Below are 23,449 nucleotides of genomic sequence, written 5' to 3'. Positions count from 1 at the left end.
CATGTTCTACTTTTTTAAATCTTATTTTAAGTTTTTATTTCAATCCACCAACCAACATGGTGTGCATTCACCGTTTGTATACAGCCTAGTGACTAAGTGCTTTTATGACAAAGCTAAACATGAAAACTATAGTATCTTAAATAGTTACAGACAGCAACTTTACACTAATAACACCATAATAAATGTAACCGATTTTGGCGCAGGAAGTCGCGTGTTTAAATCTAACAAAAGAGTTGTTTCTAAAATTGCTAAAACCGCTGGAATAACAAAAAAAAGGAATCAAATCCTCTATCGTATTACCAATTATTTAAATGCTGAAATTATGCTCGAATTAGGAACCTCTTTAGGTTTAGCTTCAGCTGCTCTTAGCTTAGGAAACAAAAGCGGAATGCTTACCACTATTGAAGGTTGTCCAGAAACAGCACACATAGCATTACAGCAATTTAACGCCTTCAACTTTAAAAATATCGACTTAAAAATTGCGAGTATTGAATCTGAATTAGAGCATTTAAAAACACAAAAATTTGACCTCATTTATATAGATGGCAACCATCAAAAAGAAGCCACTCTAAACTATTTTGAAACTCTTTTAGAAACTATTCATAATAATTCAGTCATGATTTTTGATGATATTCATTGGTCAAAATCCATGAATGAGGCTTGGCAACAAATAAAACAACATCCAAAAACAACAATTACAATTGACACCTTTTTTTGGGGATTCGTATTTTTTCGCAAAGAACAGGAAAAAGAACATTTTATAATTAGAGTGTAACAATTGGCATTAAACTGCGTCTTACTAGTCATAAATATTTTATCTTGCGCTAACAAAATTGAACTCATGAGTAATGTCATTGAAATTAGAAATATCATTCGTGATTTTAAATTAGGAACCGAAGTTGTTCATGTTTTAAAAGGAATAGATTTAGATATTGAACGTGGTGATTACGTTGCTATAATGGGACCTTCAGGCTCAGGAAAATCTACACTAATGAATCTTTTAGGATGTTTAGATACTCCTACTTCTGGAAACTATTTACTTAACGGAAAAGATGTTAGCCAAATGTCTGACGACCAATTAGCAGATATTCGTAATACTGAAATTGGCTTTGTTTTTCAAACCTTTAACTTACTTCCTCGTACGACTGCTTTAGACAATGTGGCTTTACCAATGGTTTACGCTGGAGCCTCCAAAGCTGCTCGCCATAAACGTGCGGCTGAAGTGTTAACAAATGTAGGACTTTCAGACAGGATGGATCATAGACCTAACCAACTTTCTGGTGGACAACGTCAACGTGTAGCTGTAGGTCGTGCTTTAGTAAACAACCCATCAATCATACTCGCAGATGAGCCTACAGGAAATCTAGATTCTAAAACTGGTCATGAAATTATGGCGCTTTTTGATGATATACATAAAGCAGGAAACACTGTTATTATGGTTACTCATGAAGAAGAAATAGCAGCACACGCCAAACGTGTGATTCGTTTACGTGATGGCATTATTGAAAGTGACACTAGAAATTAACACCTAAACACTTCATAATTTCCTCTTTTACTTTTGCCCTTTACCATATTACTTTTACCTTTAAAAAATGAAATGAGCGTGTTAGATTATTAGCGTTAAGCAAACGCTATCAATAACGATTTACATCTAACCTCTAAAACAATAACATCCTACAGATGAAAATTTACACAAAAACAGGAGACAAAGGTACAACCGCACTTTTTGGTGGCACAAGAGTACCAAAGCATCATATTCGAATTGATAGTTACGGAACCGTTGATGAACTCAACTCATATATTGGATTAATTCGAGATCAGAACATTAACGCTATTTATAAAGATATACTTATTCATATTCAAGACAGACTTTTTACTGTTGGGGCTATATTGGCTACAGATCCAGAGAAAGCTATTCTTAAAAACGGAAAAGAACGTTTAAATATTCCTAAAATATCTTCAGAAAACATAGAACTTTTAGAACACCAAATGGATGCCATGAATGAAGACTTACCACAAATGACTCATTTTGTTCTTCCAGGTGGTCATCAAACGGTGTCATTCTGTCACATTGCACGCTGTGTTTGCAGACGTGCAGAGCGATTAGCCACTGCACTAAATGACATAGAATCAATTGAACCTAACACTTTAATGTATTTAAATCGCCTTTCTGACTATCTTTTTGTCTTGGCACGAAAGTTGTCTTTTGATTTGCAAGCAGAGGAAGTAAAATGGATTCCTGAAAAAAATTAATCATCCAAATTATATACGCTGTAAATTAATAACGCTGCAAAATACTTTAGTATCAAGTAGTTTCAGTTAAAAAGACGTTCTTTTAATTATTGAAAAAATAATTCACTTTTTTCTTGACTATTTAAACTAAAAATTTATTTTTGCAAAAAATAAAAACGAATTATAAATGTATTGGACATTAGAATTAGCATCTTATTTAAGTGATGCGCCTTGGCCAGCAACAAAAGACGAATTAATTGATTACGCAATTAGAACTGGTGCACCTTTAGAAGTTGTTGAAAACTTACAAGCTATTGAAGATGAAGGAGATTCATACGACTCTATTGAAGAAATCTGGCCAGATTATCCAACCGACGAAGATTACCTCTGGAATGAGGATGAATATTAATATCAAATAAATTGCAAAAAAAGTCTCGTATAGAGGCTTTTTTTTTGCCTTAATAGTTACAAAACAAAACAACAAAACGTATCTTTGAAAACCTTTATTTTTAGGTTATTAATAGATATCATATAACAATCAAAAAGCTTATTATCTCCTCGAGCACAATCTAGGGGTTTCATAAGCACAAAAACATATTACACATGAGTTTTTTAAATTCAGTACTAAAAGTATTTGTTGGCGACAAATCTAAACAAGATGTCAAAGCCTTAACACCTTTAGTTAATAAAATCAAAACCTTTGAAAGCGCTCTTGAGGCTTTATCACATGACGATTTAAGAGCAAAAACAGCCTACTTCAAATCAGAAATAGCAAATGCAAGACAGCCTCTTCAAGATAAAATTGATGAGCTTCTAATCACTGCAGAAAACACTGAAGATATTGATAAGCGTGAAGATATTTATCAAGAAATTGATGCTATTAAAGATGATATTTATAAAGTCACTGAAGAGGTTTTAAATGCTATTCTTCCTGAAGCTTTTGCTGTTGTTAAAGAAACTGCTAAACGTTTTACTCACAACACAACAATTACAGTAACTGCTAATGAATTTGACCGTTTAATTTCTGGAGAAAAAGGCTATGTTACTTTAGAAGGCGACCAAGCTACTTGGGCAAATTCTTGGGATGCTGCAGGAAAACCAATTACTTGGGATATGATTCATTATGATGTACAGCTTATTGGTGGTGTTGCCTTACACGAAGGTAAAATTGCTGAAATGCAAACTGGTGAAGGTAAAACACTAGTCGCAACGCTTCCTGTGTATCTTAATGCTTTAGCAGGAAGAGGTGTACACTTAGTAACTGTAAATGATTATTTGGCAAAACGTGATAGCGCATGGATGGCTCCACTTTTTGAGTTTCATGGATTAAGTGTAGACTGTATAGATTACCATCAACCGAACTCTGCAGCTCGTAAAAAAGCATATAATGCAGATATCACTTATGGTACCAATAATGAGTTTGGATTTGATTATCTGCGTGATAACATGGCACATAATCCAGACGACTTAGTACAAAGACCTCATCATTACGCAATTGTCGATGAAGTTGATTCTGTACTTGTTGATGATGCACGTACACCATTAATCATCTCTGGACCAATTCCTAAAGGTGATCAACATGAATTTGATGCCTTAAAACCTAAAATTGATGATATCGTTACAGTACAAAGAAAATACCTTACTGGTGTTTTAGCTGAAGCTAAAAAATTAATTGCTGCTGGTGACGATAAAGAAGGAGGTTTCCAATTACTTCGTGTATATAGAGGTATTCCAAAGAATAAAGCCTTAATAAAGTTTTTAAGTGAAGAAGGTGTAAAACAACTACTTCAAAAAACTGAAAACTTCTACATGCAAGACAATAATCGAGAGATGCCTAAGATTGATGCAGAGTTGTATTATGTCATAGAAGAAAAAAACAATCAAATAGAACTCACAGATAAAGGTATAGAATATCTTTCTGGAAAAGATGATCCTAATTTCTTCGTTATGCCAGAGATTGGTGTTGAAATTGCTAAAATTGAGGGTAAAGGCTTAAGTAAGGAAGATGAAGCTGCAGAAAAAGAGGACTTATTTAGAGATTTCGGCATCAAATCAGAACGTATTCATACGCTTAATCAGTTACTAAAAGCCTATGCTTTATTTGAAAAAGACAATCAATATGTGGTCATGGACAATAAAGTCATGATTGTTGATGAACAAACAGGGCGTATTATGGATGGTCGTCGATACAGTGATGGATTACATCAAGCTATTGAAGCCAAAGAAAATGTTAAGATTGAAGCCGCTACACAAACCTTTGCAACCGTTACTCTTCAAAATTATTTCAGAATGTATCGTAAACTTTCTGGTATGACAGGAACTGCGGTTACAGAAGCTGGAGAGTTCTGGGAGATTTACAAATTAGATGTAGTTGAAATTCCTACCAACAGACCAATTGCACGTGACGACAGACAAGATTTAGTCTATAAAACGAAGCGTGAAAAATATAATGCTGTCATAGATGAAGTTACAAAATTATCAGCAGCTGGTCGTCCAATTTTAATTGGTACAACTAATGTAGAAATTAGTGAACTCTTAGGTAAAATGTTATCTATAAGAAAAGTGCCACACAATGTTTTAAATGCCAAATTACACAAAAAAGAAGCAGATATCGTTGCTGAAGCAGGACAACCAGGTCAGGTAACTATAGCAACAAATATGGCTGGTCGTGGTACAGATATTAAGCTAAGTGAAGACGTTAAAGCCGCTGGAGGTTTAGCAATTATTGGTACAGAACGTCATGATTCTCGTCGTGTTGACAGGCAATTACGTGGACGTGCAGGTCGTCAAGGAGATCCAGGAAGTTCACAATTTTATGTTTCGTTAGAAGACAATTTAATGCGTCTTTTTGGTAGTGAACGTATTGCTAAAATGATGGATCGAATGGGCTTAAAAGAAGGTGAAGTCATTCAACATTCTATGATATCAAAATCTATAGAACGTGCACAAAAGAAAGTCGAAGAAAACAACTTTGGCGTTAGAAAACGTTTATTAGAGTATGATGATGTGATGAATTCGCAACGTGAAGTCGTTTATAAACGTCGTCATCATGCATTATTTGGAGAACGTCTTCGTGTCGATTTAGCCAATATGGTTTTTGACACTTCTGAAATTATCACAGAAACTAACAAAGAAGCTAACGATTATAAAAACTTTGAATTTGAATTGATTCGCTATTTTTCAATGAGCTCTCCTATCACAGAAGCGGAATTCAAAAAATTATCTAATCAAGAAATTTCACAACGTGTTTACAAAGCAGCATTCGAACACTATAGAGCAAAAATGGAGCGCAATGCAGAAGTTGCTTTTCCAATCATAAAAAATGTATACGAAACACAACGTGATAAATTCAAACGCATTGTTGTTCCTTTTACAGATGGTGTAAAATCTTTACAAGTGGTTACAGATCTTGAAAAAGCATACGAAACTCAAGGAAAACAACTAATCACAGACTTTGAAAAGAATATTACATTAGCCATTATTGATGATGCTTGGAAAACACATCTTCGTAAAATGGATGAATTAAAACAATCGGTTCAACTCGCTGTTCATGAGCAAAAAGATCCTTTATTAATTTATAAATTTGAAGCTTTTGAATTATTTAAATCTACTATAGATCAAGTTAATAAAGATGTGATTTCATTTTTATTTAAAGGCGAGTTACCAACTCAAGAAACGAACATTCAAGAAGCTAGAGAAACGCGTAAAAAGGAAAATCTTAAAACCCAAAAAGACGAAATTCCAAACTTAGATGAACGTTCTGCTCAAAACAGAGCTGCAGGAAATACCCAACGTCAACAAGAAGTTGTAGAAACCATTGTTCGTGATAGACCAAAAATTGGGCGTAACGATAAAGTAACGATAAAGCATGTGATGAGTGGTGAAAATAAAACAGTAAAATATAAACAAGCTGAGCCTTTAATTGCCAAAGGCGATTGGGTATTAGTAGATTAGAGCTATAAAATTGCTATTATAATTTTCGTATCTTTAAAAATCCCTTAATTCAAAAATTTTTAAAGTATGAGAAATGCATTTGCCGTTACGGTTGGTTTGGTTGTTGCTGGGCTTGTTGTTTTTTTATTGTATATCCTAGGACCTCAATTTTTTACTTTTCCTGATGGAGCAAATCCAATGGATCCAGATTCTATAAAACAAAACATGCATTTAATTCCATCTGGAGCCATGGTTTTAGTTATTGTTGCGCATTGCTTTGGAATTATTGGAGGCATGTTAGCATCAACTGCAGTCTCAGAAAAATCATTATTACCCGCATATATAGTTTCTGGTATAATCATTCTTGGATCAATCGGAAGTTCTTTTGTGATGTCTCATCCTACGTGGTCCATATTTGCAGGAATGATATCTGTTATTGGCGCATTTTTTATTGGGAGAAAAGTAGCGATAAATAGGCTTAATGAAGAATAAAATAAAACTAATTTCAGATTTAGTTTATTATACACACATCATAACCGATAAATTTTAATTTTCAACGAATAAAACACAAGCATGATGAGGTTATAAACATTATTTAATAGATTTATCCCATTGTTTAAAAACATACTCCTACTAGATTTTTTTTCGATTAATAGCGCAATAATAGAATCCGAAAAAAGATAATATGATGTTTTACCCAAAAATTAAACGTAATTTTTTACTTATATTAATTTCGATTGCTTTTTTTTCTCAAAATAGCTTTACGCAAACTATAAGTTTTGGTTCTTCTGGCTTAGTTGGCGAAGCCACTTTAAACCCTACTTCTTTAGAATTTGGACCTGATGACAGGCTATATGTATCTCAACAGGATGGAAAAATTTGGGCCTATACCATAACAAGAGATGCAGCGCCTTTAGGGAATGGTACGTATACTATAACAAATACAGAAGAAATAACGACAATACAAACTGGTATCGTTAACCATGATGATACTGGAATTGCTAATGCGACTCAACAACGTTTAATTACTGGAATTAAAACCGCAGGTACACCAACAAACCCTATTTTATATGTAACTTCTTCAGATTTCTTATTTGGAGGTGGTGGTGCTGGTAGTGATACAAATTTAGATACAAACTCCAGTATTTTATCGAAGTTAGAATGGACTGGAACAAACTGGGATAAAGTAGATTTAATTAGAGGACTTCCTCGCTGCGAAGAAAATCATGCAATTAATGGTATGGATATTTTTGAACGCTCAGGAAATACTTACATGCTTATTGCTCAAGGAGGAAATACAAACAAAGGCGCTCCTAGTAATAATTTTGCAGGTACTCCTGAATATTTTTTATCGGCTTCAATACTTATTGTTAACCTTACTCAATTAGAAGGAATGCCTACTTATACTGATCCAAGAACAAATACAGATTATAAGTATGACTTACCAACTTTAAATGATCCTATACGATTAGATATAGATAACACACACCCAGAATTTCCATACCCTGTTGGACATCCAATGTATAATGCAACGATTGATATTAATGACCCTTTTGGTGGAAATAATAGTTTAAATCAGGCTTTTCCGGAAGCTGGTGGTCCAATTCAAATTTTTTCACCTGGTTTTAGAAATGCTTACGATGTTGTTATCATGGAAAACGGAAGAATATATACTTCAGATAATGGAGGAAATTCACTTTGGGGAGGTGTACCAAAAATTTATGACACCGCTACAGATAATTTCTTAGGTGATGAAAGCACAGTGACTTATGATCCTTTGAATCATTATGTGAAAAATGAAATGAATGAATCTGGAAGTAGCCTTATATCTGACCCTCTCCATTTTGTAGGCACCATTAATGACGCAAACAGCACTTATTATGGTGGTCATCCAATACCAATACTTGCTTTCCCTTCTAGAGCTCAGGTTATTGCCTATCAGAAAATTAGTGGTTCATGGGTTGCTACTAGCACAAATGATTTACAAAATTTACTTGTAGGTACTTCAGGATATTTTAATTCATCGTTTACTATTGGTGACTTCCCAGATGATCCTCGTTTAGGCGAGTTCTTAGCAGACGAACCAACGACAAGTACAAAAGTTAATATTTTAGATGCAAGAACGTCTTCTACAAATGGTATTGTAGAATACACAGCCTCAAATTTTGGTGGCGTTATGCAAGGTAATTTATTAACGGCTTCATTTAATGGCGATATTAACCGATATGCTTTAAATGCAGCTGGAGATGACGTTGTAGAATACGAAGTTACTTTTAGCGGATTTGGAGCAATTCCTTTAGATGTCATTGCGCAAGGCGATTCTGAGGTATTCCCTGGAACAGTATGGGCTGCAACTTATGGCGCCAACAATATTACTATTTTTGAACCTTCTGGTATAGATTGTATACAACCTGAAGAACCTGGCTATGACCCTAATGCTGATAATGATGGTGATGGTTTTACAAATCAGGATGAAATTGATAACGGTACAAATATTTGCTCTCAAGGAAGTAAACCAAATGATAATGACGGTGATTTTATTTCTGACCTAAATGACGATGACGATGATAACGACACCATATTAGACGTTAACGATGCATTTGCTTTAGATGCTAATAATGGCTTAACAACAAACCTTCCTATCGATTATCCGTTTTGGAATAATGACCCTGGAACTGGTCTATTTGGCTTAGGCTTTACTGGATTAATGTTAGATCCATCTGGAACTACAGATTACTTAAATCAGTATATTGAAGAGAACTTATCGTTTGGTGGTGCTGCAGGTAAAGCTACAGTAGATTTAGTTACTGGTGGAGATGCTACTACAAATAATCAGAAAAACGGATTTCAATTTGGTTTAAATGTTGATGCAAATTCTAACCCTTTTACTATTCATTCTAAAATAGAATCACCATTTTTTGGAGTTAGCGGTTCTCAGTCAGAACCTATAGACCATCAATCCTATGGTATTAGTTTTGGAAATGGTGATCAGGATAACTATTTGAAATTAGTATTAATGAACGGAACGAGTAACGCCGATGCAATACATGGATTACAAGTGTTATTAGAAGACAATGGAGTGGTTACAGTAAATAATTCTTATGATGTTCCAAATATACTTAGCGCTGGTTCTGTTGGCTTATATTTTAGTATAGACCCTTCCGCTAATACAGCACAGCCATTTTATTCTATAGACGATGGACAAACATTAACTGTAATAGGAAGTCCAATAACTTTACCTCTGAATTTTTTAGATGCTACAGACAATAAAGGTCTGGCGATTAGCTTAATTTCTACTTCAAGAGATGCTTCAGGGTCTTCTACTAATCCCTTTACAGCTACTTGGGATTATATAGAAGTTTATGAAAATCAAAATGGGATTTTAACTATAGAACCTAATCCTATAGATTTTGGGCTCACACCAACTCAAAACTCTTTAAGAACTAAACCACTCAAAGTGAGTAACGAAGGTGGCCCAATAGATGATGTTATTACTATAACAGCACTTAATTTTTCAGGTACTGATGCCGCTTTGTTTTCAACCGATGTTAGTCTTCCTTTAGTTGTAAATCCAGGATCGAGTGTAAATATTCCTATAAATTTTATTTCGAATAGTATTTTAGGTATAAAAAATGCATCGCTTGATATTGTACATTCTGGAAATAACTCTCCCATTTCAACTAACCTAACAGGTGAAATTACAGATCTTTATGAGCCTATTGTTAGAATTAATGCTGGTGGACCTTTAGTTGCTGCAACAGATGGAGGCCCTGAATGGGAGGCTAATAATACTAATGGTCAATTTATTGGAACATCATACTCTGTTTCTTCTGGATCAAGATATACGGTTCCTCCATTAGATTATTCTAATAGAGATGCTTCAATTCCTCCATATGTTGATCAAACAACTTATGAGTCTGTCATGAATTCAGAACGTGGAATTAGTATTACTTCAAACCAAATGGTTTTTTCAATTCCTGTTCCTAATGGTAATTATATAGTAAATTTTTATGTTGCTAATCTTTATAATGGCTCTTCAGAACCAAATGAACGTGTCTTTAGTGTCGATATTGAAAATATTAGATACATAGAAAATATAGATCCCTCAGCAACTTACGGTCACAGAATTGCAGGTATGGTTCAAAGCAATGTTCAGGTTTTTGACGGTATTTTAGAAATAGAATTTTTCAGAAATATTGAAAACCCAATCGTGAATGCTATTGAAGTTTTAGCTGTTGCTTATCCAGAAATTACTATTGATCCAATTGCAGATATTAATAGTTGTGAATTAGAAATATCTGATTTTTCAGCCATTGCAATGGGCGGAAATCCTTCGGCAAACTTTACTTATAGCATTAGTGGACAACCTAGCGGATTAGATATCGAACCTACAAATGGTCTTATTTTTGGAACTATTGATTCTAGCGCAATTACAGGTGGTCCTAGCAATGATGGTGTACATTTAGTTACAGTAACTGTTTCTAAACCAGGAAGCACTGATGCTACTGAGGACTTTATATGGACGGTTCTTGAAGATACAGAACCGCCTTTAATTACATGTCCTTCAACCATTACACAAACTGCAGATTTAGGCTTTTGTGAAGCTTTAGTGTCTATTGCCGAGCCTACTGCTACAGATAATTGTACTGGTACAATAACTTATTCTGGAGTTAGAAACGATGCCCTTTTACTTACAGATCCTTTCCCTGTTGGTGATACTGTGATTACTTGGACGGCTACTGATGCTGCTGGAAACGACTCATTAACTTGTGATCAAACCATTACAATTACTGATGACGAACTTCCAATAATTACCTGTCCTTCAACCATTACACAGTCTGCTGATTCTGGTCTTTGCGGAGCTTTTTCAGTAACTATTGTCGAGCCTACTGCTACTGACAATTGTACTGGCACAATAACTTATTCTGGAGTCAGAAACGATGCCCTTTTACTTACAGATCCTTTTCCTGTTGGTGATACTGTGATTACTTGGACGGCTACTGATGCTGCTGGAAACGACTCATTAACTTGCGATCAAATCATTACAATTACTGATGATGAACTTCCAATAATTACCTGTCCTTCAACCATTACACAGTCTGCTGATTCTGGTCTTTGTGATGCTTTAGTGACTATTATCGAGCCTACTGCTACTGATAATTGTACTGGCACAATAACTTATTCTGGAGTTAGAGATGATGCCCTTTTACTTACAGATCCTTTTCCTGTTGGCGATACTGTAATTACTTGGACAGCTACTGATGCCGCTGGAAACGACTCATTAACTTGTGATCAAACCATTACAATTACTGATGATGAACTCCCAATAATCACATGCCCTTCAACCATTGCACAGTCTGCTGATTCTGGTCTTTGTGATGCTTTAGTGACTATTGTCGAGCCTACTGCTACAGATAATTGTACTGGTACAATAACTTATTCTGGAGTTAGAAACGATGCCCTTTTACTTACGGATCCTTTCCCTGTTGGTGATACTGTGATTACTTGGACGGCTACTGATGCTGCTGGAAATGACTCATTAACTTGTGATCAAACCATTACAATTACTGATGACGAACTTCCAATAATTACATGCCCTTCAACCATTACACAGTCTGCTGATTCTGGTCTTTGCGGAGCTTTTTCAGTAACTATTGTCGAGCCTACTGCTACTGATAATTGTACTGGCACAATAACTTATTCTGGAGTCAGAAACGATGCACTTTTACTTACAGATCCTTTCCCTGTTGGTGATACTGTGATTACTTGGACGGCTACTGATGCTTCTGGAAACGACTCGTTAACTTGTGATCAAACCATTACAATTACTGATGATGAACTTCCAATAATCACCTGTCCTAACGATATTGTTGAAAATATACCTACGGGAACCACTGAAACAATTGTAAGTATTATAAATCCTACTGCTACCGATAATTGTTCTAGTACAATTACTTATTCTGGAGTCAGAAACGATGCGCTCTTGTTAACTGATCCTTTCCCTATTGGTGATACAGTAATTACTTGGACAGCTATAGATGGAGCAAGTAACGAGTCGTTAACTTGTGATCAAACAGTTACAGTTCAAATTTCTGGTCCAATATTAATTTCACCTAAAGCCTATTTACAAGGTGCTGCATTAAACCCTAATATTGGTGAAGAAACTCTTATGCGAGATGATTTAAGGATTGCTAGCTTAATTCCAACAACCTCACCATATACAGATGCCGCAACACTTAATCCAACAGTTTTAGATAATGGTGGAACTTCTGGCACTGGAAGTATTAATGATGATATTGTTGATTGGGTTTGGGTAGAATTAAGAGATGCTTCAGCAAATACAACTATTATTGACGGACAATCGGCATTATTACAACGCGATGGTGATATTGTAGCTACAGATGGATTATCTGCCATTGCCTTTAATCAAATTGAAGATAATTATTATGTAGTTATAAAACATAGAAATCATTTAGGAATTATGACTGCAAATGCTATGAGCTTATTTGAAACGACTACAGTTATAGATTTCACCGATTCTATCAATCAAATTACTTTTGGTGCTAATGCTCAAATAACATTAAGTTCAGGAATAACAGCGCTTTGGGCTGGTGACGCCAATAATAACAGTCAAATAAAGTTCTCTGGAAATGACAATGATAATAATGCAATTAAAGATGGTGTTCTTTTAGATCCAAGTAATAGCTTTAATTCGGTAACATTTACGTCTTCTGGCTATTTGAGTTTCGATTTAGACCTTAATGGTTCTGGAAAATTCTCTGGAGCTGATAATGATGGTAATATTATTAAGGATAACGTACTTATACATCCTGCAAATGGATTCAACTCATCAACCTTTACAATTTCTACAACAGTCCCTGAAAATTAAATTTTAGCATAACATAAAAAACATTTAATCATGAAAAAAAATTACATTTTAACCTTAATAACTTTATGTTCTTTTTTTGCTTATGCTCAAAACTATGAACTAGGAATTGTACATATTTCCAACTATGATTTTAAAATTGTAGCAATTCCAGATTTTAATTCTTCTGGCAATACTGATGCTTCAGATATTGGATTCACTTTAGTTTTACCTACAGGTAACGTAGATGCTACAAATCCTACAGGCTTATTAACAGCAAGGACATGGAGTATTAGTCAATATGACGCTACGTTTCTTTCTGGCTTAGGTTTAGGAGATGGTACAAAAGATGTATTTCTATTTAATTTACCTCCAGGACAAAGCTTATTTTCACATACTTCTGGACAACAAATAGATTTAGTAAGCTTTACAATAACGGGTTCACCCACAGACGATGAAGTTTACTTTTTATTAAATAACGACCCAATCGCTCTAGGTGCTGGAAATGTTTTAGATAGTTTTTTTAATTCTAATATTGACGAGACATCGACTCAAGATTATTTTTCAAATCCTGCAGCAGGTTTAGATAGTTTTACATTCTCTACTTTAAGTGTTTCAGACGTAGATAAACCACTAAACGATATAAGTATTTATCCAAACCCTGTAAATGATGTGCTTAATATAAAATGTTTTAACACTTCCGAAATAGAAGCAGTAAAAGTTCATACAATGGATGGAAAACTAATTCATCATTATAAAGAGTTTAATAGTCATCAGTCTATTATAAAATTAGACACAAGTACACTTAGTTACGGCATGTATTTTATAACGATAGATTCGGTAAATAGTGAAAGTATTACATTTAAAGTAATGGTCAATTAAAATTTAGTTTTAGTATAGTGTTAGGATCTGGGCAGTTTTCTTTAAACTTGCTCAGATTTTTTTTACTACATACTCCAGGATAATCCCCAAAATTACCTTCTAAATCTTTAATAATTTGAAAATGCAAATGTGGTGCGTAATCTCCATTCACACTAGAATCACCTAAGGTCGCAATACAGTTTCCAGCTTTAAATGTCTGACCAATTTTTAACTCAGTAATAGACTCCAAACTTAGATGTCCATATAAAGTATAAAACTCTTCTTTATTTATCGAATGTTTTAAAATTATAGTTGGTCCATAATCTCCAAAATTTAAATTATTTTTAAAACTATGTACAGTCGCATCAAAAGGTGTATAAATCTTCGAATTTTCTTTGATCCATAGGTCTATACCTAAGTGAATATTCCTTTCGTCGTCATTATTTTGCTGATTAAAATAATCACTTCTTTTATAAATATTACGTTGTTCACAGTAACCTCCATAAGCCACAGTTTTATTATGCTTTTTGAGATAACTGCTGATATATTTTTGCCATGCTAAAGAAGACGAAATATTAAAATGAAGTAACTCCGTATTATGTTCAGATAAGTCAATCTGAATGTACTCTGAAAGTGAAATGGAAGTATCTAAAACTGGAAGAGGTTGTAAACTGATGCTGTTTAGGAAATGAGAAAAATCTTCGGAACGCATTAAAATAGAGTTTCCTCAAAAATAGAAATAAAAGTAACGAGATATTCTACTTTTTTAAAATTCTATTGTGCAACCACATTGCTGTACTTTGCATTTATAACAATGGTTTGGTTGTTATTATCTGTATTTGGGTAATTATTAATAGTTTTACTAGATGTGTTTTCATCATTAAAAAATGATTTTGTGCCTTTGTAAAACAAGCTGTAATTTCCTTTAGGCAATTTTAAATTGGCTTCACTATTTTCTAAAACTAGGTTGATGTTTTTAAAGGAATTAGAAATATTACCAATAACTAAATCTCCGAAACTACCATCAATAATAGCATTATTTAATACATTTTTAATATTCACATTTGATGAGTTAGAACTTAAAACCAATGTGTTTGAAGAATCAATTTTGGCATGATCTACATAATTCAGTTTTAATTCACCAGCATTCCAATTTATAATTTTAACTGTTCCATAAGATACATTGATGGAAGTCTGGCTTCCATCAATGCTTTGTGCTGTTAAACTTGAATGTGAAATATTAGCTTTTGCATTATTAATTACAGAAGCTATTTTTAATTCACCATGTCTTACATTCATTTTTAGTTTTGCCTTCTTAGGCATCTTAATTTTAATGGTCTTTTTAACCTTAGAATTAGACTTGCTTGACGACGAAAAAATAGTTTCTACATCTTCATCATCATGATTAAGACCTTCTAAATGTTCTTCTATTCGCTTTCCTAAGGCTTCGCCCCACGCTTCCATACTTTCTTCAAAACCACTTTCTTGTAATTGTTGTTCGAAGTTTTCTCCCCATTCTTCCATACGCTTGCCAAATGCTTCTCCCCATTCTTCCATGTCCTTTCCAAATTTCTCTCCAAATTCTTCTCCAAACTTTTCGCCCCAAGCTTCCATCTTTTTTTCATAAGCTGTCCACTCTTCCTCGTCAAAGTTTTCAGCCCAAGCTTTCATTTTTTGAGAATATTCTCGACCATATTTCTCTTCATACTCTTTTCCCCATTTGTCTAAATACGATTGTCCTTCTTTTTTATACTTATCATAATCAAAATTGAAGTTATTCATCCCATCAGGTAAATCAGGAAGGTTTGGTATTTTTGGCATATTTTCTAAATGTAAAGACTCCATTAAGCCTTCAATAATTGGTATTTCTGGAATGTCGGCTAATTTAAATTCTAACTCCTTTAAGGCGTCTAAAGAATTTTCATCAAAAAGAGCGATTCCATTATTAGACCAAGAGTTTAAAAGCCCTTCTGTTTCTATTGTGACTAATGCTTTTGAACCATCAACTAGAACTTTCCAATGATCAAATACTTTTTGTAATTCTTCTTTACTCAACTTATCACTTTCCATATAAGCTTCAATTTCGATGATGTCTTTGTTCCAAGTTTCTATTTCAATATTAGTATAACTCGTATTTAAATCAATAACAACATCATTACTCACATTAATAGATTGTGATACTTTTTCTAGTTTTTGCTGAGCCATGCTACTCAAAGTAACACACAGCATTAAAACGATAAGTTTTAATTTTTTGTTCACGCTATTCATACACTTTAAGTGTAGGTGAAAATTATCTAAGTTTTTCATTTTTATATTTTTTATTAAATAAGGTCTTGAGTTTCCTCAAGGCTATTTAAGGTTTTTAACTGTTCTTTTAATCGATGTAATAAGTTTAAACGAAATTTTAAATTGCTAATAAGTGCATTTATGGTTTGTTCATTAGGACCATTTTTTGTGAGTTCAACAGATAACGTACTGTATTCCTTTTTTAAATCTTCAAGGCGTTGTACATATCCATCAAACATCTCTTTGTTTTCAGGAGTAAGTTTCACCTTTGAAAGTTCAAGATTAATATTGGCCAAATAATAATCTTCAACCTTTTTTAAATCAGGAGACACATCACCTAAGCTTTTAGTTGCTACTATAGTCTGATTTGTTCCATTATCATCAGTGACGATGGTAGTCCCAAAATACTTAAATGCGCCAAAACTTAAGCCTATTAAAACCACAACACTTGCTGCTACTTGAAGCCAACTATACCTTGATTTCTTTTGTTCAGGTAACGCTGTATTCAACTTGTCCAAAAACCTTGATTCGTGATTTTTAGGCATTTGCTTATTTTGATCTTGTGTGTCTTGACTCAATAAATCTCTAATATCTTGTGCCATTTTTTTGGTGTTTTAATAGTTCTTGCAATTTTTGTTTCCCTCGAGATAATTGTGTTCGTGATGCCACTTCAGAGATGCTTAAAATCTCAGAGATTTCTTGATGATCGTAGCCTTCAATTAAGTAAAGCATCACAACATATTTATATTTATCTGGTAAAGTGTTTATAGCGCTTTTAACTTCACTAATAGTTACAGCGTCATCTACTAACCATTTGTCATCATTTGGAGTATCTACTACTTTTAAGTGCACATCTTCTAATGCAACTAATTGTTGCCTTTTAGATTTCAAATAATCTATACTCTTATTAACGACAATACGTTTTAACCAAGCGCCAAAAGTCACTTCTGCTTTATATTGATGCAGTTTAGTGAAGGCCTTAATAAAAGCCTCTTGCACAATATCTTCTGCTTCCGCAGCATCTTTTACAAATCGATTCGCAACGATATACATCCCATTGCAGTACTGGTTGTACAACTGCATTTGTGCTAGTCGATTGTTTGCCTTGCATTTTTCAATAATTTCTGTTTGAAACACGCTTTTACTTTTGGTTTTTTGGTTAGTTCTCTTTAAAGACGATAAAAAAAATGATGTGTTGCAAAAAGGTATTCTTTTTTTTTATTTTTTTAGAAATAATTAGGAATAAAATAACGTTTCCTTTTTTAGGATACTGACTTTTAAAGTATCTTTATACTCAAAAATAAATAGTAAAAATGAATCGATTTTTAAAATGGATAATAGGCTTATTAGCAATTACACTTGTTGCTGTATCTATCTATTCGTATAAAAATGACGGACTATTCAGTAAACGTTTAAGTCCGAAAAAAACAGTAAGCTTTAAAGTCGATGATATAGAATTAGAAGTGTTTTATAATAGACCATCTAAACGTGAGCGTGAAGTTTTTGGAGCCTTAGTTCCTTATAATCAAGTATGGCGAACTGGAGCTAATGAAGCAACTACATTTGAGACCAATAAAACTTTAAAAGTAGGCAAAGATTCACTTCCTGCTGGTAAATATACCTTATGGACGGTTCCAAATGATACAGCTTGGAATGTCATGTTTAATTCAAAACAATATTCTTGGGGTGTTGATATGGAAATGAAACCAATGAGAGAGCCTGAATTTGATGTGGTAAGCATATCTGTTCCTGTTCGAAAATTAGATTCTACCGTAGAACAATTCACTATTGGTTTTGATAATTCTACAGATAACTTATCTTTAACAATGGCTTGGGACAACACTATAATTGCTGTTCCTCTAAAATAAATTGGCAAAAGCATCTAAACATAAATCCGCTTTAAAAGAGCAAGATGGCGTTTCTCAACAAGAAACCACCAATACCTCGTCTATAAAAGCTATTAAGCAAAAACGAAAATCTCAACCTACTGCCAACGATTTAGTCGCAGAGATTTTAAAAGGAAATATAACAGCTTTAAGTCGAGCGATTACACTTATTGAAAGTAAAAACACATCACATTTAGAAAAGGCAAATACTATTATAAAAGCCTGTTTGCCTCATGCCAACCAATCTATTCGTATTGGAATTACTGGAGTTCCTGGCGTAGGAAAAAGTACTTTTATTGAAGCCTTTGGAAAACACCTCACTGCGCAAAATAAAAAAGTGGCAGTCTTAGCCATCGACCCAAGTAGTTCTTTAACTAAAGGAAGTATTCTTGGCGATAAAACCAGAATGGAAGATTTAGTAAAAGATAAAAATGCTTTTATTCGTCCTTCACCTTCAGGCGAATCACTTGGTGGTGTAGCTAGAAAAACGCGTGAAACTATTATACTTTGTGAAGCCGCAGGTTTTGATACTATTATTATTGAAACGGTTGGTGTTGGTCAAAGTGAAACTGCTGTTCATAGCATGGTTGATTTCTTTCTGCTATTAAAACTTGCTGGTGCTGGAGATGAATTGCAAGGTATAAAGCGAGGTATTATTGAAATGGCTGATGCTATCGCTATTAATAAAGCTGATGGAGACAATCTTAAAAAGGCCAAGCTCGCCAAAGTTGAATTTAATAGAGCGCTTCACCTCTATCCTAAAAAAGAATCGTCATGGAACCCAAAAGTAATACTCTGTAGTGCTTTACATAACGATGGTATTGATGACATTTGGAAAATTATAGAAGAGTATATAGTATTAACTTCAGAAAGCGGTTATCTCAATCAGAAGCGTAAAGATCAAAACGCTTTCTGGCTTATTCAAACTATTGAAGAACAACTTAAAGGTGCGTTCTTTAATGATTCAAAAATAAAAGAAGAATTACAAAAACAGATACAGCTTATTGAAGCCGATAAAACGACGCCTTTTGCTGCTGCAGATTATTTATTGAGCTTAAATAAGTAGTTTACAAAAAATTGGCTTTATACCAATCGACTTGAGATTTTACACCATCCATCAATGTAGTTTGCGGATTGTAATTTAGTAACGCTCTTGCTTTATCAATATTCGCTTTCGTACGCAATTGGTCTCCTGCTCTAGCTTCAACATGATTGATTTTTATAGACTTTCCTATAACAGCTTCAACAGCCTCAATACCTTCTTGCGTTGTATGTTCTACTTCTGTTCCAAGATTAATAATTTCGCCATCAACTTTGACTTCATTATCAACGACACTTACAACACCATCAACAATATCACCTACATAAGTAAAGCTTCTTAAATGTGTTGCACTGCCATCATATAAAGGAAAAGCGTCGTCATTAAAAGCACAAGCAATTAATTTAGTGTACATTTTTTCTGGACGTTCTCTTGGACCAATTACAGAATACAAACGCAAAGAGCAGGCTTTAAAATGTTGTTCTCTACTCTTTTGTAAGACTAACTGTTCGGCAGCCAATTTGGTAACCCCATAATGAGACGCAGGTTTTGGAGCAATACTTTCAGGAAAAGTAGCCTCTAAACCATAAATCGAAGAGGTTCCTATATTAACAAACAACTTTAAATCTTTTAAAGTTAAAGCATAATCAATCAAGTTTTTTGTGGCAATAATATTATTACTGAAATAGTCTTCAAACGTCGAGGTTTTAGATATTCCTGGTTGCGCAGCAAAATGAAAAATATAATCGATATCATTAGGCAAAGTTTCAGAAAAATCAGCATCACGCAAATCTGCATTTATTACAGAAACACCTTTATTAGTTAAAGCTTTAGTGTTTAATTGTTTCAACTCTAAACTGTAATAAGGCGAAAAATTATCTATACCTATGACCTCATGTCCTAAGGTTACAAAACGTTCTGCTGTGTGTGAGCCAATAAAACCTGCAGCTCCAGTTATTAATATTTTCATGCAAAATAATTATACTACAAAGTAACATTTTTTTTTGCAAAAATTTCCTAAGGATTAAAAAAGAATATATTTGTATAATGACTAATTGCCAAACATTAAATGGTTCTTATTTGTTTTAAACAATTTACAAGTTGATAAACATTCACTTTATTATAAATCCCATTGCTGGCGAAGGAAAGAACAAGATTACAAAAGGCTTTTTACTCAAGCACCTTGAAGCAGATTCATATCATGTCACAATAAAGCATTCAGAATATAAGAAACATGCCATAGAACTTACTCAAAACTCTATTGCAGAAAAGGCTTCTATTATTGTTGCTTGTGGTGGTGATGGTACGATTAACGAAGTGGCTTCATGTTTAATTAATTCCTCTATTATTTTAGGTGTTATTCCAACAGGTTCTGGCAACGGATTAGCTTCAAATTTAAATATTCCAAAAGACATCAATAAAGCCTTAGAACTTATAAAAAATCAAGATGTTAAATCTATCGATGCTGGTCAAATTAACAACAAAATATTTTTCAGTAATACAGGAATTGGTTTTGATGCACAAGTGGTTAAACATTACGAAGCTTCTGCACAAAGAAAACTATCGAGTTATATAAAAGCATGCCTAAAAGCACTGCAATCCTTTAAAGGAAAAAATAAAGTAGTGATCACTATTAACGATCAACAGATAGTCACCAACCCATTTTTAATATTCACCTCTAACTCAAATGAATTGGGTTATAAAGTAAGCTTAACGCCTAAAGCGTCTTTACAGGATGGCTTATTAGATGTCTTGGTCGTTCCAAAAATGAATCTTCTAAAAACGCTATTTTTTGGCGTGCTTATCCTTTTTAAAAAACACCATGTACTGTCTCAAGTAAAAACATATATGACTAAACGGTTAACACTATCTATTCAATATCAAGATTTTTTTGAAACTCAAATTGATGGCGAATTCTATAAAATAAACAGTAACACAATTCACATCTCAATCATTGAGAAAGCCTTATTGGTTATTGCTTAGCCTCTTTAAAGACAAGCATTTCAAAAAGCATTCCACTAAACTATAACTTCTAATTATAGATATTTGGCTTGCAAATACTGTATTAGCTTGTAGAATATAAACCCCGAAAATGCGCCAAATACCATACCGCAAAAAATATCTAACGGATAATGTACACCAACATAAATCCGACTATAAGCCACAATAGCACTCCAAAAAAGTAAAATAAAAATGAGCTTTTTAAAATAAGGTCTTAAAAGCAATCCAGAAAATACAGCAGCTGCCATCGAATTTGAAGAATGTCCAGAAAAGAATCCATAAGGACCACAACGCTCTGCAATAAAACGCATGTACTCCATAACGCCTTCTTGTCTGCAAGGTCTCAAACGTTTAAAACCATGTTTAAAAAGGTTAGTTATTTGATCTGTAAAAGTAATCATAAGAGCTATGACCAATACCGAAAACAGCATGGTTTTTAATCCCATTTTTTTATAGATTAAAAACAATAGTAAAGCATACAAAGGGATAAATGTAAATTTATTGGTAATAAGCAACCATAAATTATCCCAAGTTGGCGACCCTAAATTGTTCAAAAACAAAAAAAGTTCTTCGTCGTGGTTTATAAGCGTGTCTATCATACCTTTTTTTTTGGCGTTCCTCTACGTTGCTAAAGCGACGTAGCGTCAGGCTATTCGCTAAATCTTTTTAAAAACTTCGACAGGCTCAGTTTCTAAAAAGGATATCGCTGCTATCCTTAACGCACTAATCCTCATATCTCGAAACTTCTCTATCATAAAATTGAGTGGCTTGCTGGATTAAATCTTCAGTTTCTAACTCTAATTGTTTTTGGTCGTGCTGATCAAAATCTTCTAACCATTCCACCTCATCATCTTCAAGATTAATTATAAATCTTGGAAAATCAGTGTGAATAACAAAAATTGCATCAGGATAATCTGTGTTATCGCCAAGTATAAATTTAGGAAGTTCCATGTTTTGAATCAATTAATTTTTTTGTCAAATAATTAAAACGAATATACAATAAAATTGCAGCAGTTGTTAATCCTGCGAGTAAACCTAACCAGATTCCAAAGCTCGCATAAGCTGCTTCTTTTCCTAAAAACCAACTTATTGGAAATCCGACTAGCCAATACGATATAAATGTAATTATAGTCGGTATTTTCACATCTTGCAAACCACGTAAAGCCCCAAGCACAACCACTTGAAGGCTATCACTAATTTGAAAAATCGCTGCAGCAATCATTAACTTTGAAGCAATAGTAATAACTTCGGTATTATCAATTAAATTCTTAGTATCATCTAAATCAACATACAATTTTGGTAACTGGTTATGAAACGCAAAAAATAGCAATGCAAAACCAACGGCTAAAATGGTCCCTAACAAAAATATAGAAAAAGCTATTCGACGTAAGGCTTTGTAGTTTTGTAATCCTTTCTGATTACCAACTCGAATCATAGAGGCCACACTTAAACCCATGGCAACCATAAAGGTCATAGAACTCAAATTTAAAGCAATTTGATTTGCAGCCTGAGAATTTTTTCCTAACAATCCGCTTAACCAAATAGCTGCAGTAAAAATAGCCACTTCAAAAAACATTTGCATCGCACTTGGTGTGCCTAAACTAAATAGCTTTTTAATCATGAGTTTATCTAATACAAAAAACTTGATATGAGTCACGTAATGCTTAGACGTTTCTTTTCCTTTTAATAACCACCATAAATACACCACCATAACAAAACGTGACGCTAAAGTCCCATAAGCTGCACCAACAATCCCTAACTCAGGAAAACCGAATTTTCCAAAAATGAGCACATAGTTTAAAACCACATTCACAATATTTGCTAAAAGAGTAGCATACATAGGATAGCGTGTCATAGACATACCATCACTAAATTGCTTTATGGCTTGAAAAACAACTAAGGGAATTAACGAAAACGCGACCAAATCTAAATAAGGAATCGCGAGCTCAACTACCTCAATAGGTTGTTTCATTAAATACATAAGAGGCTTGGCGAAATAAACCATCAAGAATAAAGTAATACCTAAAACGGTACATAAAAACAATCCGTGTTTAAATGCCGATTTTCCCTGTGTAAAATCTTTAGCTGTGTGAGCTTCAGCCACTAAAGGTGTAATCGCTGTAGAAAACCCAATACCAATAGACATGGCAATAAACATAAAACTATTCCCTAAAGATACTGCAGCCAATTCTGCTGTACCCAATTGCCCAACCATAACATTATCTATAAACTGTACGAAGGTATGACCAAGCATACCAAGCATAACAGGAGCTGCCAGTTGCCAATTGTATTTAAATTCTTTAGTATAGTTGCTTAAAACCATTTGGCAAAAGTAATGGTTAGATT

General features: G+C 33.8%; 19 protein-coding genes. 11 read left to right on the top strand and 8 right to left on the bottom strand.

All coding sequences use genetic code 11. The annotated features are described in order from the left end of the window. Nucleotide 1 precedes the first annotated feature (1 nt). The 8 genes from ACFS5M_RS06465 to ACFS5M_RS06430 all read left to right on the top strand — a co-directional run bounded on the left by ACFS5M_RS06465 (nucleotide 2) and on the right by ACFS5M_RS06430 (nucleotide 13,912). Nucleotides 2-775, top strand: coding sequence for an O-methyltransferase (locus ACFS5M_RS06465; protein ID WP_183486951.1), 774 nt, complete (start codon nucleotides 2-4; stop codon nucleotides 773-775). 66 nt (nucleotides 776-841) lie between these two features. After that, nucleotides 842-1,525, top strand: coding sequence for an ABC transporter ATP-binding protein (locus tag ACFS5M_RS06460; protein ID WP_183486949.1), 684 nt, complete (start codon nucleotides 842-844; stop codon nucleotides 1,523-1,525). A gap of 155 nt (nucleotides 1,526-1,680) precedes the next feature. Then, a complete protein-coding gene (locus ACFS5M_RS06455; RefSeq protein ID WP_183486947.1) occupies nucleotides 1,681-2,253 on the top strand; it encodes a cob(I)yrinic acid a,c-diamide adenosyltransferase in 573 nt (190 codons plus the stop codon). 166 nt (nucleotides 2,254-2,419) lie between these two features. Further along, nucleotides 2,420-2,641, top strand: coding sequence for a DUF2795 domain-containing protein (locus ACFS5M_RS06450; protein WP_008272287.1), 222 nt, complete (start codon nucleotides 2,420-2,422; stop codon nucleotides 2,639-2,641). 194 nt (nucleotides 2,642-2,835) lie between these two features. After that, on the top strand, nucleotides 2,836-6,186 hold the full coding sequence (secA, locus tag ACFS5M_RS06445; protein WP_183486945.1) for a preprotein translocase subunit SecA: 3,351 nt from the start codon (nucleotides 2,836-2,838) through the stop codon (nucleotides 6,184-6,186). Nucleotides 6,187-6,252: 66 nt separating this feature from the next. Beyond that, on the top strand, nucleotides 6,253-6,657 hold the full coding sequence (locus ACFS5M_RS06440; RefSeq protein WP_183486943.1) for a hypothetical protein: 405 nt from the start codon (nucleotides 6,253-6,255) through the stop codon (nucleotides 6,655-6,657). A 193-nt stretch (nucleotides 6,658-6,850) separates the two neighbouring features. Then, on the top strand, nucleotides 6,851-13,054 hold the full coding sequence (locus ACFS5M_RS06435; protein WP_183486941.1) for an HYR domain-containing protein: 6,204 nt from the start codon (nucleotides 6,851-6,853) through the stop codon (nucleotides 13,052-13,054). Between the two features lie 30 nt (nucleotides 13,055-13,084). Further along, nucleotides 13,085-13,912 (top strand): T9SS type A sorting domain-containing protein, encoded by an 828-nt coding sequence (locus ACFS5M_RS06430; protein WP_183486939.1) that lies wholly within the window; start codon nucleotides 13,085-13,087, stop codon nucleotides 13,910-13,912. On the opposite strand, the gene ACFS5M_RS06425 is transcribed toward ACFS5M_RS06430, so the two are convergent. The 4 genes from ACFS5M_RS06425 to ACFS5M_RS06410 form a co-directional block, all read right to left on the bottom strand. After that, the gene (locus tag ACFS5M_RS06425) at nucleotides 13,905-14,603 is read right to left on the bottom strand and encodes a peptidoglycan DD-metalloendopeptidase family protein (protein WP_183486937.1); all 699 of its coding nucleotides are present in this window, start codon (nucleotides 14,601-14,603) and stop codon (nucleotides 13,905-13,907) included. The genes ACFS5M_RS06430 and ACFS5M_RS06425 overlap by 8 nt on opposite strands. A 62-nt stretch (nucleotides 14,604-14,665) precedes the next feature. Beyond that, nucleotides 14,666-16,198 (bottom strand): TipAS antibiotic-recognition domain-containing protein, encoded by a 1,533-nt coding sequence (locus tag ACFS5M_RS06420; RefSeq protein ID WP_183486935.1) that lies wholly within the window; start codon nucleotides 16,196-16,198, stop codon nucleotides 14,666-14,668. 14 nt (nucleotides 16,199-16,212) lie between these two features. After that, a complete protein-coding gene (locus tag ACFS5M_RS06415; protein ID WP_183486933.1) occupies nucleotides 16,213-16,779 on the bottom strand; it encodes a hypothetical protein in 567 nt (188 codons plus the stop codon). Further along, nucleotides 16,763-17,314, bottom strand: a complete 552-nt coding sequence (locus tag ACFS5M_RS06410; RefSeq protein ID WP_183486931.1) for an RNA polymerase sigma factor — start codon at nucleotides 17,312-17,314, stop codon at nucleotides 16,763-16,765. The genes ACFS5M_RS06415 and ACFS5M_RS06410 overlap by 17 nt, the downstream gene beginning before the upstream one ends. A 176-nt stretch (nucleotides 17,315-17,490) precedes the next feature. Between ACFS5M_RS06410 and ACFS5M_RS06405 the strand changes: the two genes are divergently transcribed. Next, nucleotides 17,491-18,045, top strand: a complete 555-nt coding sequence (locus ACFS5M_RS06405) for a DUF2911 domain-containing protein (RefSeq protein ID WP_183486929.1) — start codon at nucleotides 17,491-17,493, stop codon at nucleotides 18,043-18,045. Nucleotide 18,046: 1 nt separating this feature from the next. Then, on the top strand, nucleotides 18,047-19,129 hold the full coding sequence (meaB, locus tag ACFS5M_RS06400; RefSeq protein ID WP_183486927.1) for a methylmalonyl Co-A mutase-associated GTPase MeaB: 1,083 nt from the start codon (nucleotides 18,047-18,049) through the stop codon (nucleotides 19,127-19,129). A 1-nt stretch (nucleotide 19,130) separates the two neighbouring features. On the opposite strand, the gene ACFS5M_RS06395 is transcribed toward meaB, so the two are convergent. Next, a complete protein-coding gene (locus ACFS5M_RS06395; protein ID WP_183486925.1) occupies nucleotides 19,131-20,072 on the bottom strand; it encodes an NAD-dependent epimerase/dehydratase family protein in 942 nt (313 codons plus the stop codon). Nucleotides 20,073-20,203: 131 nt separating this feature from the next. Here ACFS5M_RS06395 and ACFS5M_RS06390 point away from each other — a divergent pair, with 131 nt between their 5' ends. Beyond that, nucleotides 20,204-21,085, top strand: a complete 882-nt coding sequence (locus ACFS5M_RS06390) for a diacylglycerol/lipid kinase family protein (protein WP_183486923.1) — start codon at nucleotides 20,204-20,206, stop codon at nucleotides 21,083-21,085. Between the two features lie 53 nt (nucleotides 21,086-21,138). Here ACFS5M_RS06390 and ACFS5M_RS06385 read toward each other — a convergent pair whose 3' ends face one another. The 3 genes from ACFS5M_RS06385 to ACFS5M_RS06375 form a co-directional block, all read right to left on the bottom strand. Further along, nucleotides 21,139-21,702, bottom strand: a complete 564-nt coding sequence (locus ACFS5M_RS06385) for a phosphatase PAP2 family protein (protein WP_183486922.1) — start codon at nucleotides 21,700-21,702, stop codon at nucleotides 21,139-21,141. 124 nt (nucleotides 21,703-21,826) lie between these two features. Next, nucleotides 21,827-22,054 (bottom strand): hypothetical protein, encoded by a 228-nt coding sequence (locus ACFS5M_RS06380; protein ID WP_183486920.1) that lies wholly within the window; start codon nucleotides 22,052-22,054, stop codon nucleotides 21,827-21,829. Further along, nucleotides 22,041-23,426 (bottom strand): MATE family efflux transporter, encoded by a 1,386-nt coding sequence (locus ACFS5M_RS06375; protein ID WP_183486918.1) that lies wholly within the window; start codon nucleotides 23,424-23,426, stop codon nucleotides 22,041-22,043. The genes ACFS5M_RS06380 and ACFS5M_RS06375 overlap by 14 nt, the downstream gene beginning before the upstream one ends. Nucleotides 23,427-23,449: the final 23 nt, after the last annotated feature.

Origin of the sequence: Lacinutrix iliipiscaria, from assembly GCF_042686125.1 — a bacterium.
In the GTDB taxonomy this organism is placed as follows: Bacteria; Bacteroidota; Bacteroidia; order Flavobacteriales; family Flavobacteriaceae; genus Oceanihabitans; species Oceanihabitans iliipiscarium.
The sequence above is the reverse complement of the archived record's forward strand: the minus strand, read 5'-3'. Positions and strand labels throughout refer to the sequence as shown.

Excerpts from the sequence above, each read along its gene's own strand:
- ACFS5M_RS06460 (WP_183486949.1), top strand. The coding sequence starts at position 842 with ATGAGTAATGTCATTGAAATTAGAAATATCATTCGTGATTTTAAATTA.
- ACFS5M_RS06435 (WP_183486941.1), top strand. The coding sequence starts at position 6,851 with ATGATGTTTTACCCAAAAATTAAACGTAATTTTTTACTTATATTAATT.
- ACFS5M_RS06430 (WP_183486939.1), top strand. The coding sequence starts at position 13,085 with ATGAAAAAAAATTACATTTTAACCTTAATAACTTTATGTTCTTTTTTT.
- ACFS5M_RS06425 (WP_183486937.1), bottom strand. The coding sequence starts at position 14,603 with ATGCGTTCCGAAGATTTTTCTCATTTCCTAAACAGCATCAGTTTACAA.
- ACFS5M_RS06465 (WP_183486951.1), top strand. The coding sequence starts at position 2 with ATGTTCTACTTTTTTAAATCTTATTTTAAGTTTTTATTTCAATCCACC.
- ACFS5M_RS06380 (WP_183486920.1), bottom strand. The coding sequence starts at position 22,054 with ATGGAACTTCCTAAATTTATACTTGGCGATAACACAGATTATCCTGAT.
- ACFS5M_RS06375 (WP_183486918.1), bottom strand. The coding sequence starts at position 23,426 with ATGGTTTTAAGCAACTATACTAAAGAATTTAAATACAATTGGCAACTG.
- ACFS5M_RS06450 (WP_008272287.1), top strand. The coding sequence starts at position 2,420 with ATGTATTGGACATTAGAATTAGCATCTTATTTAAGTGATGCGCCTTGG.
- ACFS5M_RS06395 (WP_183486925.1), bottom strand. The coding sequence starts at position 20,072 with ATGAAAATATTAATAACTGGAGCTGCAGGTTTTATTGGCTCACACACA.
- ACFS5M_RS06405 (WP_183486929.1), top strand. The coding sequence starts at position 17,491 with ATGAATCGATTTTTAAAATGGATAATAGGCTTATTAGCAATTACACTT.
- ACFS5M_RS06440 (WP_183486943.1), top strand. The coding sequence starts at position 6,253 with ATGAGAAATGCATTTGCCGTTACGGTTGGTTTGGTTGTTGCTGGGCTT.
- ACFS5M_RS06420 (WP_183486935.1), bottom strand. The coding sequence starts at position 16,198 with ATGAAAAACTTAGATAATTTTCACCTACACTTAAAGTGTATGAATAGC.
- ACFS5M_RS06415 (WP_183486933.1), bottom strand. The coding sequence starts at position 16,779 with ATGGCACAAGATATTAGAGATTTATTGAGTCAAGACACACAAGATCAA.
- secA (WP_183486945.1), top strand. The coding sequence starts at position 2,836 with ATGAGTTTTTTAAATTCAGTACTAAAAGTATTTGTTGGCGACAAATCT.
- ACFS5M_RS06385 (WP_183486922.1), bottom strand. The coding sequence starts at position 21,702 with ATGATAGACACGCTTATAAACCACGACGAAGAACTTTTTTTGTTTTTG.
- ACFS5M_RS06455 (WP_183486947.1), top strand. The coding sequence starts at position 1,681 with ATGAAAATTTACACAAAAACAGGAGACAAAGGTACAACCGCACTTTTT.